The following is a 17,836-nucleotide window of genomic DNA, read 5'->3' on the forward strand; positions in this document are numbered from 1 at the left end:
GAGGGTTTAACCAATTATTAATTTCATCGGAACAGTGATAATGCTAGGAAATACTATGAAGAGTATTAGTAGCAAAACATAGGCGCCAATAAAGGGCATGATGCCTTTTATAGCCGCAGACATAGGGACTCGAGAGACCCCGCAAACCACATTCAACACATTCCCCACTGGCGGTGTGATCAAGCCAATTGAGGTGTTGATAACAAACATCAAACCAAAGTACACAGGGTCGATCCCCGCCATTTTCACCACTGGCATTAACAGTGGCACCAGAATCAAAATGGTCGGACTTAAGTCCATCACCATGCCGACTAAGAAGACCAACAGCATGATCACTGCCATTAATAAGCGAGGGCTATCAACCAAGGGTTCGAGCAGCTCGGCAAGTTGTTGAGGCAATTGCGCCACCGTAATCAACCACGCAGCGACCATGGCGCAACCAACTAGGAACATCACCATGGCGGTAGAACGACCGGCACGGCCTAATACCAAATACAATTTACGGAAGGTTAATTCGCGGTAAATAAACACCGACACCAAGATGGCGTACACAGCGGCAACCACCGCCGCTTCTGTTGGTGTGAAAATCCCGAAACGAATCCCACCCAGAATGATAAAAGGCAGGAAAAGTGCCCAAATACCGTCTTTCAGTGCGGCTAAGCGCTCTTTTGCAGAAGCCTTTTGTTCGACTGGCAATTGTTCTTTGCGCACCAAGAAAAACCATAAAAACAGCAAGGTCAGGCCCATAATAAGCCCTGGAACAATACCGCCGATAAAGAGGTTTTTAATGGAAATGCCCCCCGCGACACCGATCAAAATAAGCGGAATAGACGGTGGAATAACAGGCGCGATAATGCCACCAGAAGCCAGCAAGCCAATCGAAGAGCCTTCTGGGTATTTGGCGTCCCGCATCATCGGATAAAGAATACTCACCAAGGCGGCCGCATCGGCCACCGCCGATCCAGACAAACCCGCCAAGAGAATCGAGGTCAGGATCGCTACATAACCAAGGCCACCTTTACGGTGCCCAACGAAGGCGTTGGCAAGACGCACAATGCGCATCGACAAGCCGCCCACCGACATCACTTCGCCAGCGACTAAAAAGAAAGGAATCGCCAACAAGGTAAAGCTGTCTACGCCGTTGATCAGAGCGTTCGACAAGATGTCTGCACTGAACAAATCCATGTGGAACATCAGTGCCATTGAGGACAGCAATAACGCAAACGAAACCGGTAGACCCAATAAAATCGAGCCCATTAAGACGACTAAAAAGATCGTTAATGTCATTCTTGATCCTCCATATCCATCAACCAACTAGGGTTGAAGATACGAACCAAAGAAATCATCGCGATCAATAAGCCGGAAAAAACGCCGGCCAGAGCAAAGAGAGCCATTGAGAGACCTGTTAACGGGGAAATGTTATTCCAGTTGGCAATGGTTTGGTTCATCGCCCCTACAAATAACATGCCGGAAGAGACAAGAATAACCACCCAGATGAGGCGATTCAGAATGGGGACGGCGCTAGGGAAGAAGCGCTCTGAGAATTCAGCGATAGCAAGGTGTTCGCCACGACGTAACACCACAGCGGCACCCAGAAAAACAATCCAGACTAGGCACAGTCTAGACAACTCCACCGAGGCGCGAATGCCGGATGAAAAGCCATAACGCATCACCACATTGGTAAATACCAGCACAATCATAGACGCGAGCACTATGGTGATAAACACATCTATAAATTGCCACATCCACTTTATTATTTTTTTCATGATGACAGCCTTTGAAAACTTTTAGACACTGATTTTATTTTAATTGTTATTTTATAAAGTTAACCATCATTTCCATTGATGTGAAATACCTTCTTTGGTCATTAGGCCTACCGCATATTAATAGCCTATCCCTATAGTTTGCCAGTCATAAATAAATGCTTATCCCTTGGTGATTTAAATTTTATTTTTTGGATTGATATGTTATATATTAAAAAAAAAAATTGGTCAACCAATAGGAAAAGCTATGTACCAAGAACCGTCTTTTCAGGCTTTTTGTGACGCAGATGATGTCATCAAAACAGACTATTCAAGAGCCACACTTCAGACCAAAATAGTTCATTTAGGCTTTGGTGCTTTCCACCGAGCTCACCAAGCTGTGTTTACGGATCTGGCTAATCAAGAGGCGGACCCAAGTTGGGGCATTTTTGGTATTAATTTATTTCGCAAAGGGCCTTTAACTGAGCAGTTTTGTGCGCAAGACAATCAGGCTGTGTTATTGGAAAAAGCCGGGCAGGAAACAACGAAAAGACTGGTTCGAAGCTTTACTGGTGCGATGAATGTGGAAGACCAAGGGATTCAAGCGGCGCTGGCTAAACTGTGCGAACCCGCAGTGGCTATTGTCTCGCTAACGGTGACCGAAAAGGGCTACTGTTTAACCCCAGAAGGCCGTATTAACAGGGATAACGAGCTTATCGCAGCGGATCTAAAGAACCCGCAGGCGCCACGTTCTGCGATTGGTCTTATTGGCGAAGCCTTAAGACTTCGTAAGACATTGAAATTGCCCGCTTTTACGGTGATGTCGTGTGACAATATTCCAGAGAATGGCGGTAAAACAAAAGCGGCCGTGCTGGAATACGCAATGCTTTTGGACCCTGAATTAGCGTCTTGGATTGAGCAAGAGGTGACCTTTCCAAGCACCATGGTAGATCGTATTGTGCCCGCCATGAGCGACGCGAGTTTCGATGAGATAGAGCGGGAAACAGGGGTAAGAGACCCTTTTGGTTTAATCAGTGAAAGCTTCAAACAATGGGTGGTTGAAGACCAGTTCTGTAGTGGTAGACCAAATTGGCATCTTGCCGGTGTAATGATGGTCAATGATGTGCTCCCTTACGAAGAAATGAAATTAAGAATGCTCAATGGCTCCCATTCATTTTTAGCGTATGTTGGTGGTCTATGTGGGCACGATTATATTTATCAGTGCATGCAGGATTCATTATTAAAAGACATCACCTTGGCGCTAATGATTAATGAGCAAGCGCCTTCTCTTTCTAGTCAATTAGATGTGGATTTAAAACAATACGCAGAATTATTAATAGCGCGTTTTAGTAATCAAAGTATAAAACATCAAACCGCTCAAATCGCGATGGACGGCTCACAAAAACTCCCCCCTAGAGTCATCGATTCCATTCTTACCTTGGTGTCCAAACCATGTTACGAAAGCGCTCAAGCGCCACGCATTCTATTGCTGCTGTTGGCTGGCTGGATGCACTTTATTCAAGGAAAGCATCGTCCTGATTTTCAATTTATTGACCCCGAAGCGCAGACATTAAACGCTTTGTTGGCGGTGGATGACGACAAAAAATGCGCGTCATTACTGCAGTTTAAAGCGGTGTTTAGCGATGCTTTTATTGCGCATCAGGATCTGGTACAGCAAATCACTCACTTTTATTACGCCATCGATGAACAGGGCATTAGAGCCGTTTTAGATGGATTCGTACCCTTACTAAGGAGTCCAAAATGAAGTCTTTAATCTGTAAGCAGCCATTTGATATTCAATACATTGAAAGCCCTAAGCCGAGCATCAAAAAAGACGAGGTGTTGCTAAAGATAAAAGCGGTGGGTATCTGTGGTACGGACATTCATGCTTATACCGGCAATCAGCCTTTTTTCTCTTATCCACGTATTTTAGGGCATGAAATTTGTGGCCTAGTGGAAGAAGTGGGGGCGAATTGTCCGGCCGAGTTACGCCAGCAATTTGTGGTGGTCATTCCTGCTATTGCCTGTGGTGAGTGCGCGCCTTGTAAGGAAGGTAAGACCAACTGTTGCGATACGATTTCTTTATATGGCGTGCATCAAGACGGGGGTTTTCAAGACTATTTAGCGGTCAAGGCGAGCAATGTGATTCCTGTGCCTAGCTCGATTGATCCAGCGGCGGCGTCCTTGGTGGAGTGCTTTGCGATTGGCGCGCACGCGAATCGACGCGCTGAGTCCAAGGAAAATGAAAATATCTTGGTGGTGGGCGCAGGGCCTATTGGCTTGGGCACGGCGTCGGTGGCATTGGCAAATCGTGCCAATGTGGTGTTGGCCGACGTCAGTGAAGAGCGCAGAGCCCATGCAGAAAAAGTATTGGGGATTCAAACGCTCAACCCGCTTGATGGGAACTATCTGGAGAATTTGTCACTCGCCTTCAATGGCAATCTGGCTTGTACCGTGATGGATGCAACAGGCAATAAAGCGTCGATGACAAACAGTGTGAACTTGATTCGACATGGCGGAAAAATCGTTTTTATCGGTCTTTATATCGGGGATTTGCAACTCGATGACCCGACCTTCCATAAAAAAGAAACAACCCTAATTGCCAGTAGAAACGCGACCTTCGAAGATTTTGTTCGAGTGATTGACCTATTTGAAGAAAAAGTCATCAGTGAAAAGATCATGGTCAACCAAGAGTTTGATTTCGATACCATTGGCTTGGATTACGAGAATAACGTGGTCAAAAACAAAGAACTTGTGAAGGGCGTTATTCGTTTTAACTAATCGTAGGAAACCTGTTATGACAACAATAAGAATAAACATTAAAGACCTATATGCATTAGCGTTTAACAAACTGCGTGACGCGGGCTACCCTGAAAAAGTCGCAGAAGAAGTGGCCGATGTGTTGGTTCATGCAGATTCAAGAGGGGTTCACTCCCATGGTGTGATTCGTGTCGAGCATTATTGCCATCGCTTGGCAGAAGGCGGCATGAACGCGGAGGCGGCGCTGTCGATTGAACACATCGCCCCGTCTGTAGCGATACTGGATGGCGACGATGGAATGGGGCATTGCGCCATGATAGCGGCCACCAAAGAAGCCATGTGGTTAGCAAAAGAAAATGCGTTGGGTTTCGTGAGTGTGAAAAATACCTCCCATTGTGGCGCCTTGTCGTATTTTGCTCAAATGGCGGCTGAGCAAGGCTTGATCTCCATTGCCATGACACAAACCGATACTTGCGTGGCGCCTTTTGGTGGTGCCGAGCGATTTTGGGGAACCAACCCCATTGCCTTTGGGTTTCCGGTAGAGAATGGCGATCCGGTGATCATCGACATGGCAACCAGTGCTACGGCGTTTGGTAAGCTTTTGCACGCTAAAGAAACAGGCAGTGAGATCGCCTTGGGATTGGCCATCGATAAAGACGGTATAGAAACCACAGACCCTCATGCCGCCACGACATTATTGCCCTTTGGTCAGCATAAAGGCTCTGGTCTGGCACTGGCCATTGACGCCCTGACGGGCATGTTAGTGGGTGGTAACTTTAGTAATCATATCGTGCGCATGTACGATGATTACGACAAGATGCGCAAGCTGGCGAGCTTAATGATTGTCATCGACCCAAGTAAGTTTGGTGGTCACAGTTTTGCTGGCATGATGGCGCAAATGGTGATGGAACTGCACCAAGTAAAACCGGCACCAGGGTTTGATAAAGTGATGGCGCCGAATGAACCTCAGATTGCTTATTTGGCCGATTGTGAGAAAAACGGTGTGCCGATTACCGAGTCTATTTATCAATACTTAAGCCGTACTTAAGCAAGGAGCGTCTTATGAAAGAATATTCTATGTTCGTGAATGGTGAGTGGATCAAGGCAAAATCTGGGCGCACTGATGAGGTTATTAACCCCTCGACAGAAGACGTGATCGCACGCATTCAGCATGGTGACCGTGAAGATGCCGATGCGGTGATGGCGGCCGCGAAAACCGCGCAACTGGCTTGGCGTCAGCGACCTGCACGAGAGCGTGCTGAGATTATGCGGGGTTTTGCCGCAGAGATTCGCAATCGTAAACAATCGCTCGCTGAATTGCTGGTGCAAGAACAAGGTAAGTTACTTAAGGTCGCGTTGGGCGAAGTGGATGCTGCCTGTGGCTTTATTGAGTACGCCTGTGATTGGGCACGCCAAATGGACGGCGACATAGTCAAATCAGACAACCCTAATGAGCACATCTGGATTCATAAAGTTCCGCGTGGGGTGATTGTCGCCATTACCGCGTGGAACTTTCCACTGGCATTAGCGGCACGGAAAATCGGTCCTGCTCTTATTGCTGGCAATACCATAGTGGTGAAGCCGACCACGGAAACGCCATTGGCTACTTTGGAGCTTGGGTATATCGCGCAAAGTGTTGGTTTGCCGAAGGGGGTATTGAACATAGTCACAGGCGGTGGGCGTACATTGGGAGACGCTTTGGTGCGTCACCCTGATACCAAAATGGTGTCTATGACAGGCAGTACGCCAGCAGGGCAAGCCATTGTTAAAGCGTCGGCGGATAATTTAGCGCATGTGCAATTAGAACTGGGTGGCAAAGCGCCTTTTATCGTGATGGCGGATGCGGATCTTGAGCAAGCGGCGGCCGCGGCCTTGCATTCACGTTTTGATAACTGTGGACAGGTTTGTACCTGTAATGAGCGTATGTATGTCCACGACGCCATTTACGATGAGTTTATGGCGTTGTTCATTGCTAAGGTGAAACGTCTCAAGGTGGGAGACCCAATGTTGGCGGACACAGATCTTGGTCCTAAAGTGAACCAAAGAGAAGTGGAAGCCATGGAGCGTTTGGTGGCCCAGAGCGTCAAAGAAGGCGCGCAAATAGCCACAGGCGGTGCACGTTTGAAAGAAGGGCCTTATGAAAAAGGCTTTTGGTTTGAACCCACGGTACTAACCCATGTAAGCCAAGACATGACGATTGTTCATGAAGAGTCGTTTGGGCCGATTCTTCCTGTGATCAAATTTAGCTGCCTAGATCAAGTGATCGCGTATGCGAATGACAGTGAGTATGGCTTGGCGGCCATGGTTTGCACAAAAGAGATGAAAACCATTTTACGTTTGGTGGATGAGCTGGAAGCGGGCGAGGTTTACATTAACCGCGGTCATGGGGAGCAGCATCAAGGCTTTCATAATGGCTATAAACTCAGTGGCACTGGCGGAGAAGATGGTAAGTACGGCTTTGAGCAGTATCTAGAAAAGAAAACCTTCTACGTGAACTTTGATTAAGCGGATGATGGGCTAAAAAATGACCCTAAATGATGATGTTAATACACCATGATTTAGGGTCTTTTTGTGCGCTTAGCGGTGCTTGTTATTCTAAAAGCCTTATTCTAAAGGCATTATTTTAGTACATATTTTTTCAGGGCAAATTCCACACCACGAATTTCGGCTAAGCCCTTCATTCGGCCAAGGGCAGAATAGCCAGGTTTCGAGTCTCGGCGCAAATCGTCCATGATTTGATGGCCGTGATCTGGGCGCAGTGGAATAGCGCTGCCTTCCCCTGTTTCTTGGCGACGTTTTTCTTCTTTCAATAACACTAAAATCACGTCTGAAATGTCGGCATTGCCTTCCAAATGGGCAGCTTCGTGGAAGCTTCCCCTAGTTTCTTCCCGTTGTGTAGAGCGCAAATGAGTGAAGTAAATGCGGTCAGCAAAGCGGGTAGCCATGGCGCATAAATCATTGTCTTCACGAACACCATAAGAGCCAGTGCAAAAAGTGATGCCATTGGTTTTTGACGGCACTCGATTGATCAACCACTGGATGTCTTCTTTGGTCGAAACGATCCGTGGCAAACCTAAAATAGGGCGTGGTGGATCGTCTGGATGCACCGCAAGAGACACACCACAGGCTTCGGCGACAGGCACAATATGATCTAAGAAGTGAGCGAAGTTTTCTCTCAAGGTGTCTTTGTCTATGTGGTCGTAGGCGGCCAGAGCCGTACGAAAGTTCTCTAATGTATAGCTTTCTTCTGCGCCGGGCAGGCCTGCCAAAATGGTGCCGATTAATTGCTCTCTGCCAGTGTCATCTAAGGCCGCTAAATGGCTTTTCGCAGCGTTAATTTCAGCTTCGCTGTACTCGGCTTCGGCGCCTTCTCTTTGTAAAATAAACAAATCAAACGCCGCAAATGCCGTTTGATCAAAGCGCAGCGCACGGGAGCCATCGGCCAAGGTGTAGCTCAAATCCGTTCGGGTCCAATCCAATACTGGCATAAAGTTATAGCAGACGGTGGAAATGCCACACTCCGCTAGGTTACGGATGCTTTGTGCGTAGTTTTCAACGTATTTTTGGTAGTTGCCGGTACGCTGTTTGATGTCTTCATGAACAGGAATACTTTCTACTACGGACCAGCGCATGCCTGCCGCTTCAATGGTGGCTTTAACTTCTTGAATTCGCTCAATAGGCCAAACCTCACCATTGGGCAAATCATGCAAGGCGGTGACTATGCCGGTTGCGCCAGCTTGTCGAATGTCTTGCAAACTAATCGGATCTTGGGTTCCGAACCAACGCCAAGTATGTTCCATAAAATACGCTCCTAATGGTTATTGTTTGTTGATCGACATGCGCTTTGCATCAAGTCCAAGAGGCTTTCTTTGCGCTGCAAAGCGTCGAATAATGAGGCCAAACGCGTTATCAGCGAGCGGTTGGTCATCATGATGGGTGGGAAAACGTCTTGTTGTGCTAAACACGCCGAGACCAATTCAAACGAGTTGGAATATTGCGCCAATACAAGCGCGAACAACTCGGCTTCTAGGGGATCATTGATCGATGTTTTTTGTTGAGCGGCTTGTTGAATGTAAAATAGCCAGCCTGCAATCCCCAGCTCCGTCGCCGCAGACGAGGCCTGTTTTTGCTGCTGTTCTATTAACCCACTAAGCCAGCGTTGAGGCAGCTTTTGGCTCCCATCCATGGCGATCTGAGAGAGTTGATGCTGCAAACTGTCGTTCTCAAAGCGCGTTAGCAATTGCTGGCTGTATGCCATTAACTCTTGTGGTTTGCATGTGGGTAACGTGGGGGCCACTTCCTGTTGCATATAATGCTCAAGAAACGCTCGGATCGTGGTGTTTTCCATGGCGTGAGCAACGGTCTGATAGCCCGCCAGTTGCCCTAAATAGGCCAATAAAGAATGGCTGCCATTGAGCATTCTGAGCTTCATGGTTTCGTAAATGGAGACGTCCTGAACCATTTGCACCCCCGCGCTTTCCCATTGAGGGCGCCCGAGGGGAAAGTTGTCTTCGACCACCCATTGGCAAAAGGCTTCACATTTCACCACAGTGGGGGTGGTAATGCCGGTGTCAGCTTCTATTTTCTGTAGATCGTCTGCAGAAAGCGCAGGAACAATGCGATCGACCATCGAGCTTGGAAAAGCAACTTCTGCTTCTATCCAGGTGGCCAATGACGAGTCTTGTGCGCTGGCCATGCCGAGTACGGCGTTTTTGGTTCTGATGCCGTTGTGGGGCATGTTGTCGCAAGACAAAACGGCAAAGGCTGGCAGGCCTTGCGCACGTCGCTGTTTAAGCGCATTAACGATCAGCCCTAACGCTGTTTTTGGGTCGTCTGGGTGTTGGATATCATGCAGGACCGCTGGGTTTTCCAGTAGCAAATCTCCGCTTGATGGTGACAAATAATAGCCTTTCTCTGTCACGCTTAAGGTGACTATCTTGGTGGAGGCGGCGCTCATTTGTGCTAATAATCGCTGACGCTCTTGCTGATCTTTGGCAAAAAAAGCCTGCTTAATGGCTTTTATTTCACGTACCACTAGATGTTGACTGTCGGTGTACTCGACCACTGGGTAGCTGTAATTAGCCGCTTTGAGTTGCTCAACCAACTGATAGTTAGAACGAATGTTCGCACTGGCTATCATCCAATCGCCACCATGTTGAGCGAGTGTCTTTTCTAGGTACACCGCTTGATGAGCGCGGTGAAAAGCCCCCAGACCGATGTGCACCAGACCCACTTGATGCTGGCTTGGGTCGATTGCACTGGGAATCTGTTGAATGTTCATTTTATACCCTCTGCCCACAGGCTGATTAATCTAATAAAGACGGAAGCCACAGTGAAATAGCCGGAATATAAGAAACCAGTAAAAGCACTATGATGTTACAGACAGAAGCACTATATGGACGATCAGAATTTCCTCTGGCGGCTTTTCATTGATCTCAAAAATAGCGCTGCTAAGTGTTTGTGGTATTGGCTCGCTGGTGGTGCTTAATTTTGTATTGATTAAGCGTTTGTGAGGTTTTGCCAAGTATTTTATTTTGGCATACCAAATTCAATCTGCTGGCTAAAAGTAGCGTGAAAAAAAGACAAAAACAAGGCCTCAGTTAAAATTGGCATACCAAATTTAGGTTTAAAATGAGTTTTTTGATTAAATAATCGACTTCCATGAGTGCTTCGGTAAAAATGGCATACCAGATTGTTTGATACTTTTAAGAAAATATTATGGCTGAACGACTGTATAGAGAGATTGGGCAAAAGATTAGGCTCGAAATAGAAAAATCCGCGTTACAGGTGGGGGATAAACTGCCGACGGAGCGTGTTTATGCAGAGCTTTTTGGGGTCAGTCGAACCTTGGTTCGAGAAGCCTTCATCATGCTCGAAATCGAAGACTTGATTGAAGTGAGAAAAGGCTCAGGCAGCTACTTAAAAAATACACTTTCTTCACAAACGTCACTGCCAGAGATATCCGATGTAGGGCCGTTTGAAATGCTGCAAGCTCGACAAGTTCTCGAAAGTGCGATTGCAGCGCAAGCGGCGCTGTCTATTACAAAAGCGGACATTCAGAAACTGCAAGAAACCTTGGCGTTGGAAGGGGCTGAACTGAACTCTGTCGAGAAAGCCAATTCGGCAGACAGAGAGTTTCACTTGTTAATCGCAAAAGCGACGCAAAACACCTTGCTGTTAGACACGGCGACTCGATTGTGGGAAATGCGCGACAGTAATCCTATGTGGCACCAGCTGCACGCACGGATCAAAGACTCTTCCTACCATGGTCAGTGGATTGATGATCATAAGGACATTTTGACGCAATTGAAAAAGCGCAGTGAAAGTGGCGCAAGACAAGCCATGTGGCAGCATTTAGAGAATGTAAAACAAACCTTGTTTGCTTTATCAGATACCGAAGCGCCAGATTTTGACGGCTATATATTTGCCCAACCTAATAAAAGTTAAGCAGTCTAGGAAAGGTGCGAATCAGTCGTCTAAGCCTCAGGTCTTAAGAGAAATCGTCAATTAAGGCGCGACGCTGACGCCTTATTGCTTGGTGCGTTTCAATGTTTCAATGTCCTCCATGAGTTCTGTGAGTAGGGGAGTGATTGAAATGTCTTTTTCATTCAATTGCGCTTCAAACTCTGCACAGCTTGCAAACAACGACATGGCACCTATGTTGCCACTGACGCCTTTTAACTTGTGTACGTAGGCTGTTTTTTCCGCATAGGTTAATGTTTCATTGCTGACATTAAGTTCTGCATAGTCGGCTAGGAAAGAGTCTAATACTGTGTAATAGGCATCACTGCCGATCCATTTGAATATAGTGTTTGATAGATCAAAGCGGTCCATTTGATTGAGCTCGTCTAAGCTTATCCCACTTGTTTTGGGGGTGGCGATTGGGGCGCTATCTACGGATTTCTCTTTGTCTATCACGGTTTGCTCTGGCCAATAGTCGATGATGGCTTGCATCAACTTGTTCATATCTATTGGTTTTGGAACATGGCTATTCATACCCACTTCTTTGGACGTATGAAACTCCTGCTCTGTGACGCCTGCTGATAATGCAATGATAGGGAGTTCGTCTAAGGAGAAGCTATGTCGAATGATCTTGGTGGCTTCTAATCCATCCATCACGGGCATTTGAACGTCCATAAAGACGATATCAAAATCATTGTTGTGCACGCTATCAACCGCTTCTTGGCCATTGTTGGCGAGCACGACATTAATGTTAACGCTTTTAAAAATCTCCGAAATAATACTTTGGTTGGTTAAATTATCTTCCACCAGCAGTATTTTTGGCGCCCCGATGCGAGCAACTCGATCAATAATCTTAGCCTCTAATGTTTTGACTAGGTTGCTACTGTCATCTTCGACAAGCTGAATGTTAGGCACTAATTCTAGGTTTTGCAGCAGCTCTAGAAAGTTAGAGACAGTAACGGGCTTCTTAATAAAATACACTTCGATAGCCGTGTCTTTGTAGGTTCTCGCGTTTTGCTCGTTAGATGACATTAACACCAGCTTGGTTAGGCCGAGCTGCTTAGCAGAAAAACGGTCGATCACAGTTTGCACATCGTCTAGGGAAACAGGGTTCTCGATGTCGAAGATGATGAAATCGAGCGGGTTATCGCTTGTTGAAAGTGACTGAATGGCATTCTCTAGCTCATCTTGAGTGGAGATGGCGGTGGCATTACAGCCCCAATGGCGAAAGAGCTTATTAATAAAGTCTGAGCTTTTGTTTATTTTGTTGATGACCCATACGTTGAGTGCGTAGATGTTGATTTTTTCACGATCGATCACGCTCTCTTCTTTCACCACGTCTAGCTCTAGAGTGAAGCCGAACTCTGACCCTTTACCCAGTTCGCTTTTGATTTCTAAGTCAGATCCCATAGAGCGTAATAGTTCTTTGGAGATCGATAACCCTAAGCCTGTGCCGCCATTCTCTTTTGATAGCGTGTTGTCGGCTTGGGTGAATTTTTCACCTAATGTCGCAACCAGAGAGTTGGACATGCCAACGCCTTGGTCTATGACGGCACAAGACAGTGTTAATGTCTTATTGCTGTTCGTGGTGTAGCTCACGGCAAGCGTAATGGGTTTGCCACCACTGAATTTAATGGCATTGCTGAGTAAGTTGTTAATGACTTGTTCAATTCGATATTCATCCCCTAAGCAATAGTAGAAGAATAAGCTAGGTTCCATATCCAGTAATAATTCAGAGCCGTTTAAATTAGCGGAGCCATTGAAGGTTGATATGCTGCGCTCTATGGTAAGGGATGGTCTAAATTCCGATTTGGAAAGAACAGACTTTCCGCTTTCTATTTTGCTTAGGTCTAAAATGTCATTGATGATTCTGCGTAAGCCATCGGAAGAATCTTTGATGATTTTCAGGCGTTTGACGATTTTCTCATCTAGGTCTTCTTTGAGCAGTAGCTCTAGCAACCCTGATATTGCGGTCATTGGGGTGCGTATTTCATGGCTCATATTGGCGAGGAATTGAGATTTAAACGCTCTGGAGTTTTCAGATATTTTGAGTTGCTTGTTCAGTTCACTGTTTAATCGGATGACTTTTTGATCAGACCTGTGAATTAATATTAACAGCAAGATCCCAGATATTAATGCAATAAGCCCAATGATGGATGAGTCAAGGAGATTGTCTTTAAATAGACGATCCAAATAGGTTTGTTTGGTTGAAACAAGTAGATAAATGCTCTCTTCTGCTCTTACTTGTGGGGCGTAATCGACGCCACCAAGGGTGTGGTAAGGTAGATTTTTAGCGCCTGATTTGATGGCTTCGAACTCATCTCTCTTCTGGTAGAAACCTTCTAACGTCTGCTTATTTCCATTCAAAACGCCATTGCTGAGTATGTCTAGGAAAGAGGAATCAGAGAACGAGTTAGAATAACGCAAGCTGCCTTGCTCGTTAAATAAATCAACATCGATGCCCGGTGAGCTTAGCTGATTCAGTTTCTGGAAAAGGTCATTTAAATTGAAGTTGATGACGATAATGCCTTGGAACTGATTTTCAGCGTCTTTAATCGGTGTGGCCAGTCTTATCGTTGGCTGATAAGGCGTTACTATGACGTTGTTTTCTATATTCAAATCCAGTTTAGACAAATAGATGTAGCCACTGCTTAACTTCTTTGCTTCGGTGAAGTAGTAGCGCCCGGATTTGTTTTGTAATTGGTCTTTGTTTACGACGCTAATCTCGTCTTTTTTACCCTTTTCCAAGGTTCGATTCATGCGATAGCGTTCCAGGCCATTTTTATCAATCCATCGTACTTGAGTGACGGACTTATTCATCAAGAATGAATTTCTAAAGATGGTATCAAGGTCGTTATAGGCGCCTTTGGTTGAATCTTTTATTTTAAATATATCCTGCTGAACGCCTTGAAAGGTAACGTGAATGGTGGTGTCTACGCTGTCCCAATAGAATTTATTTAAGATGCTGTCTGCGTTGCTATAGACACGATTCACTTCAGAAACCACATGGGAGTTGGAAAAACTTTCCCTGCGCTCAAAATCCAAATAGACAAGCACAATGGAAACTGCCAGCACGAAAGGCAAAATAAGAATGGCAATGAATCTTGGCTTCAGTATGTTATTCATAATAGGGGTATCAGCCTAAGCAAATGCATGAGCATTTGTATTAGAGGGTTATAAAAATGTGAGAAACGGTATGGTTAATAACGATAGGGATAACGCATCGTCTTCTATATAAAGAGCCGAAGCGTAGCCAATCTCATTCAGGTCTCTACTCTATCGTTTAGCGTGAAGGTGAACAAGTATTCCTGCGCCAAGCGCTGAGAAACTGGTCAGATAAGTCATCCAATAAGAGGTCTTACTCGTATAGGGTTAAAGGTACTCACAATTCCTCTGACTCATAAGGAGATAACATGATAACGCTTCACCATTTGGAACAATCTCGCTCACAGCGAGTGTTGTGGTTACTGGAAGAATTAGGGCTGGCTTACGAGGTGATTCAATATCAGCGGGACCCTGTCACCCTGGCCGCACCAGAGTCGCTTTTCAGTATACACCCTCTTGGCAAAGCGCCGATTTTGAGTGACGGCGAGCTGGTGATTGCAGAGTCTGGTGCGATTATCGAATACTTGATTGAGCGGTACGATCTGGATGGGCGTTTCAGACCTGCTGCAGGGCAGGCTTTATTAGATTATCGTTATTGGCTGCATTTTGCGGAAGGCTCCTTAATGCCACTATTGGTGATGAAGCTAGTGTTTACCAAGATAACGACCAGTCCAATGCCTTTTTTTGCCAAGCCGATTGCCAAATCGATTGGTCAAAAAGTTCACTCGAGTTTCTTACTCCCTAGATTGATACCTCAGCTGGCGTTTATTGAGCGTACTTTAGCAGAACGTACTTGGTTTGCTGGTGATCGTGTCTCTGGGGCAGACATTCAAATGAGTTTTCCCTTGATCGCAGCAAGCGCTCGTCTTGACCTGTCTGCTTATCCTAATATTGACCGCTTTATAAAACAGGTCGAAGCCATGCCTCATTACCAAAAAGCGATAAAGAGAGTGACAACCGGCGAGGCTGCGTAAGCGTCTAATTTGGTGATTATGTGGAGGAAATAGACACTTTGCTTGATGATCGACAAACAAAGTGTCTTGAGAAACCTTTAGCCAGCGGCGACAATATTGCTTTATTCATCAGCGCTTATCTTTTTATGTCCTCACCGATCACTGTGTACGAAGAGAAACTACGACATCAAGACATTCGTTTTGACGAACATCAGCAGGCGGCGCTGTTGGCGTTAGATGGTGTCTACACAAACCTTATGGCGGCTCGCTCACAGAACCGCGTTGTCGTCTCCTCTGATCTTCCATCTAATCCGGTGAAAGGGGTGTATCTATGGGGAGATGTGGGCCGTGGAAAGACCTTTTTAATGGATCTCTTTTACGAGTGTTTGCCAGAGGGGATGGGGTTAAGGCTGCATTTTCATCATTTTATGGCACGTTTGCACCGTGAACTTAATTTGGCGTTCGGTCAAAAGAACCCATTAGAAGGCATTGCTAAGCGCTTAGCGACAGAGTGCAAGGTGTTGTGCTTCGATGAATTTTTCGTCTCCGACATTGGCGATGCCATGTTGTTAGGCGGGTTGGTCGAGTCGCTCTTTAAAGAGGGTGTCTTACTGGTTGCAACCTCTAATATTCCCGTAGAAGGCCTGTTCCAGAGCCAATTGCAAAAACAACGCTTTGAACCGTCGATTGCGTTATTGCAGCGCAACTTAGAGAGTATTCATCTGCATGGTGAAGAAGATCACAGGATGCGTCACAAGGGAACGGACCCTGTGTATTTTGTGCAAGATGAAAATGCCTTAGAGCTGGCTTTTTTAACCTTGTCTCATGGGCGGGTATCTTCGGCACCGCTTAGCGTATGCCGTCGGGCCATTGCCGTTAGAAAGGCGTCTGACAATGTTGCTTGGTTTGATTTTTTTGACCTGTGTGATGGGCCGCGATCTTCTTTAGACTACATCGAACTGGCGCAGCGTTTTCCTTGTATTTTTGTGTCTGGTATTCCTGTATTAAGCAACGAACCCTATGAGCGGATAAAAGCGCGAGGCACGGAAGATGGTGCCATTGGGTCAGGGCAAACTGGTGAGCGGGTGGTGTCTTTGGGCATTAATGACGACGCAGTACGACGTTTTATTAGTTTGGTCGACGAATGCTATGACCATCAAGTGGTGCTGTATTTAAGTGCTGATGTGCTATTGGCCTCTCTTTATCAAAATGGCGCCTTGTTGTTCGAATTTCGGCGAACTTACAGCCGTTTAACCGAAATGCAGTCCCTTCACTACCAATCGATTCGAGGTTATTTGGCTAAATAGCGCGCGTTTGTCGCTTTTCTCCATTTTTTATGGCTTGATAAATAGGCTATCCGTAACCAAGATAGCGACTAAGACAATAACATATGAAAAGGAGAGCGATCATGTTGTACGAAGATCGCGTTGATGCGCTAGTCGCACCGAAAGGGGCATTGGAGATGTTATCGCAAGATGAGATATCTCGCATGTCCGATGATTCTGGTTCACTTCATTCTTTATTCCGCAGCTGCGCATTGGCCATTTTAAACTGCGGCAGTGACTCCGATGACGCGAACGCCGTCATGGAAGAGTTCAAAGATTTTGATGTCCGTATTATTCAACAAGAGCGTGGCGTCAAACTGCAATTAAAAAATGCCCCAGCAAGCGCCTTTGTGGACGGCAAAATGATCAGTAGCGTGCGCGAAATGTTGTTTAGCGTGCTGCGTGACATTATTTTTACTTATCACGAATACAATTTAGCGCGCGGCCTAGACTCGGCAAGCTCTGATAAAATCACCAATGTGGTATTTGAATTGCTGCGCAATGCCAATGTGTTTCGCCGCATTCAAAGCCCAGACATGGTGGTCTGTTGGGGAGGGCACTCGATTGCTCGTAACGAATACGATTACACCAAGCGAGTAGGTCATCAACTTGGATTGCGTGAGTTAAATATCTGTACCGGCTGTGGGCCTGGCGCGATGAAAGGGCCGATGAAGGGCGCGGCCATAGCGCACGCGAAACAGCGAATTCATACCGGTGTTTACTTGGGGTTAACTGAGCCTGGCATCATAGCAGCAGAGTCACCTAACCCGATTGTGAACAAGCTGGTGATCATGCCAGACATCGAGAAGCGCCTAGAGGCCTTTGTTCGTACTGGACATGGCATCATTGTGTTTCCTGGTGGAGCGGGTACTGCTGAAGAAATTCTGTATATTTTAGGTATTTTGCTGCATCCCAAAAATGCCAATGTGCCTTTCCCATTGATCTTCACTGGACCAAAAGAAAGTGCGGATTACTTTGAGCAGATCCACGCTTTTATTGGTGATGTGTTAGGGAAAGAAGCGCAAGAGAAATACCAAATCATTATAGAAGATGAAGTGGCTGTGGCGCGTGCGATGAAGCAAGGCTTAGAAGACGTACGTCATTATCGTAAAGCGCACCAAGATGCCTTTTATTATAATTGGAAGCTGTACATTCCAGAAGAATTTCAGCATCCGTTTGAACCGACCCATGACAAAGTACGTGGCTTGAATTTGCACTTTGGTCAGGAAACGCATTTATTAGCGGCGGATTTACGTCGTGCTTTCTCGTCTATCGTCGCTGGTAACGTTAAGGCGCAAGGCGTGGCTTATATCAAAGAGTTTGGCCCTTTTGAAATCCACGGTGATAAATTGCTGTTGGAAAAATTAGACGCGTTATTGCAGGCTTTCGTTACTCAGCAGCGCATGAAGTTGCCAGGCAGTGAATACATTCCTTGTTATAAGGTCGTGACTGGTTGAGTCGCTAGATTAAGTAACACGCGCAACAAAAA

The 17,836-nt window shown here is 46.1% G+C and carries 13 protein-coding genes; 8 read left to right on the plus strand and 5 right to left on the minus strand.

Annotated features, from left to right (window positions below; all coding sequences use genetic code 11):
- Window positions 1–6 precede the first annotated feature (6 nt).
- Complete coding sequence (locus E0D71_RS07425) at window positions 7–1,287, minus strand: TRAP transporter large permease subunit (protein ID WP_133002671.1); 1,281 nt, start codon at window positions 1,285–1,287, stop codon at window positions 7–9.
- Window positions 1,284–1,766, minus strand: coding sequence for a TRAP transporter small permease (locus E0D71_RS07430; RefSeq protein WP_133002672.1), 483 nt, complete (start codon window positions 1,764–1,766; stop codon window positions 1,284–1,286). Before E0D71_RS07430 ends, E0D71_RS07425 begins: the two co-directional genes overlap by 4 nt.
- 244 nt (window positions 1,767–2,010) lie before the next feature.
- Between E0D71_RS07430 and E0D71_RS07435 the strand changes: the two genes are divergently transcribed.
- Genes E0D71_RS07435 through aldA form a run of 4 tightly spaced genes read left to right on the plus strand, consistent with a single transcriptional unit; the run spans window position 2,011 to window position 7,007 of the window.
- Entirely contained in the window at window positions 2,011–3,507 is a 1,497-nt protein-coding gene (locus E0D71_RS07435; RefSeq protein ID WP_133002673.1) for a mannitol dehydrogenase family protein, read from the plus strand.
- The gene (locus E0D71_RS07440; RefSeq protein WP_133002674.1) at window positions 3,504–4,523 is read left to right on the plus strand and encodes a zinc-binding alcohol dehydrogenase family protein; all 1,020 of its coding nucleotides are present in this window, start codon (window positions 3,504–3,506) and stop codon (window positions 4,521–4,523) included. The genes E0D71_RS07435 and E0D71_RS07440 overlap by 4 nt, the downstream gene beginning before the upstream one ends.
- A gap of 16 nt (window positions 4,524–4,539) precedes the next feature.
- Entirely contained in the window at window positions 4,540–5,550 is a 1,011-nt protein-coding gene (locus tag E0D71_RS07445) for an Ldh family oxidoreductase (protein WP_133002675.1), read from the plus strand.
- Between the two features lie 14 nt (window positions 5,551–5,564).
- On the plus strand, window positions 5,565–7,007 hold the full coding sequence (aldA, locus tag E0D71_RS07450; RefSeq protein ID WP_133002676.1) for an aldehyde dehydrogenase: 1,443 nt from the start codon (window positions 5,565–5,567) through the stop codon (window positions 7,005–7,007).
- Between the two features lie 113 nt (window positions 7,008–7,120).
- On the opposite strand, the gene uxuA is transcribed toward aldA, so the two are convergent.
- Both uxuA and E0D71_RS07460 read right to left on the minus strand, forming a co-directional pair.
- Window positions 7,121–8,302 carry a mannonate dehydratase gene (gene uxuA / locus E0D71_RS07455; RefSeq protein WP_133002677.1) on the minus strand — a complete coding sequence of 394 codons (1,182 nt, stop codon included), beginning with the start codon at window positions 8,300–8,302 and terminating at the stop codon, window positions 7,121–7,123.
- A gap of 11 nt (window positions 8,303–8,313) precedes the next feature.
- Window positions 8,314–9,783, minus strand: a complete 1,470-nt coding sequence (locus tag E0D71_RS07460) for a mannitol dehydrogenase family protein (RefSeq protein WP_133002678.1) — start codon at window positions 9,781–9,783, stop codon at window positions 8,314–8,316.
- Window positions 9,784–10,220: 437 nt separating this feature from the next.
- Here E0D71_RS07460 and E0D71_RS07465 point away from each other — a divergent pair, with 437 nt between their 5' ends.
- Window positions 10,221–10,949: an FCD domain-containing protein gene (locus tag E0D71_RS07465; protein ID WP_133002679.1), complete on the plus strand. Its 729-nt coding sequence runs from the start codon at window positions 10,221–10,223 to the stop codon at window positions 10,947–10,949.
- An 81-nt stretch (window positions 10,950–11,030) separates the two neighbouring features.
- Here E0D71_RS07465 and E0D71_RS07470 read toward each other — a convergent pair whose 3' ends face one another.
- Entirely contained in the window at window positions 11,031–14,090 is a 3,060-nt protein-coding gene (locus E0D71_RS07470) for a response regulator (RefSeq protein ID WP_133002680.1), read from the minus strand.
- A 287-nt stretch (window positions 14,091–14,377) separates the two neighbouring features.
- On the opposite strand from E0D71_RS07470, the gene E0D71_RS07475 reads away from it, so the two are divergent.
- The 3 genes from E0D71_RS07475 (at window position 14,378) to ppnN (ending at window position 17,804) form a co-directional block, all read left to right on the plus strand.
- Window positions 14,378–15,043, plus strand: a complete 666-nt coding sequence (locus tag E0D71_RS07475; RefSeq protein ID WP_133002681.1) for a glutathione S-transferase — start codon at window positions 14,378–14,380, stop codon at window positions 15,041–15,043.
- Window positions 15,044–15,063: 20 nt separating this feature from the next.
- Entirely contained in the window at window positions 15,064–16,329 is a 1,266-nt protein-coding gene (zapE, locus tag E0D71_RS07480; RefSeq protein ID WP_243711967.1) for a cell division protein ZapE, read from the plus strand.
- Between the two features lie 101 nt (window positions 16,330–16,430).
- Window positions 16,431–17,804 (plus strand): nucleotide 5'-monophosphate nucleosidase PpnN, encoded by a 1,374-nt coding sequence (gene ppnN, locus E0D71_RS07485; protein ID WP_207923344.1) that lies wholly within the window; start codon window positions 16,431–16,433, stop codon window positions 17,802–17,804.
- Window positions 17,805–17,836: the final 32 nt, after the last annotated feature.

Origin of the sequence: Marinomonas sp. KMM3893 (assembly GCF_004352855.1) — a bacterium.
Lineage (GTDB): Bacteria > Pseudomonadota > Gammaproteobacteria > Pseudomonadales > Marinomonadaceae > Marinomonas > Marinomonas arenicola.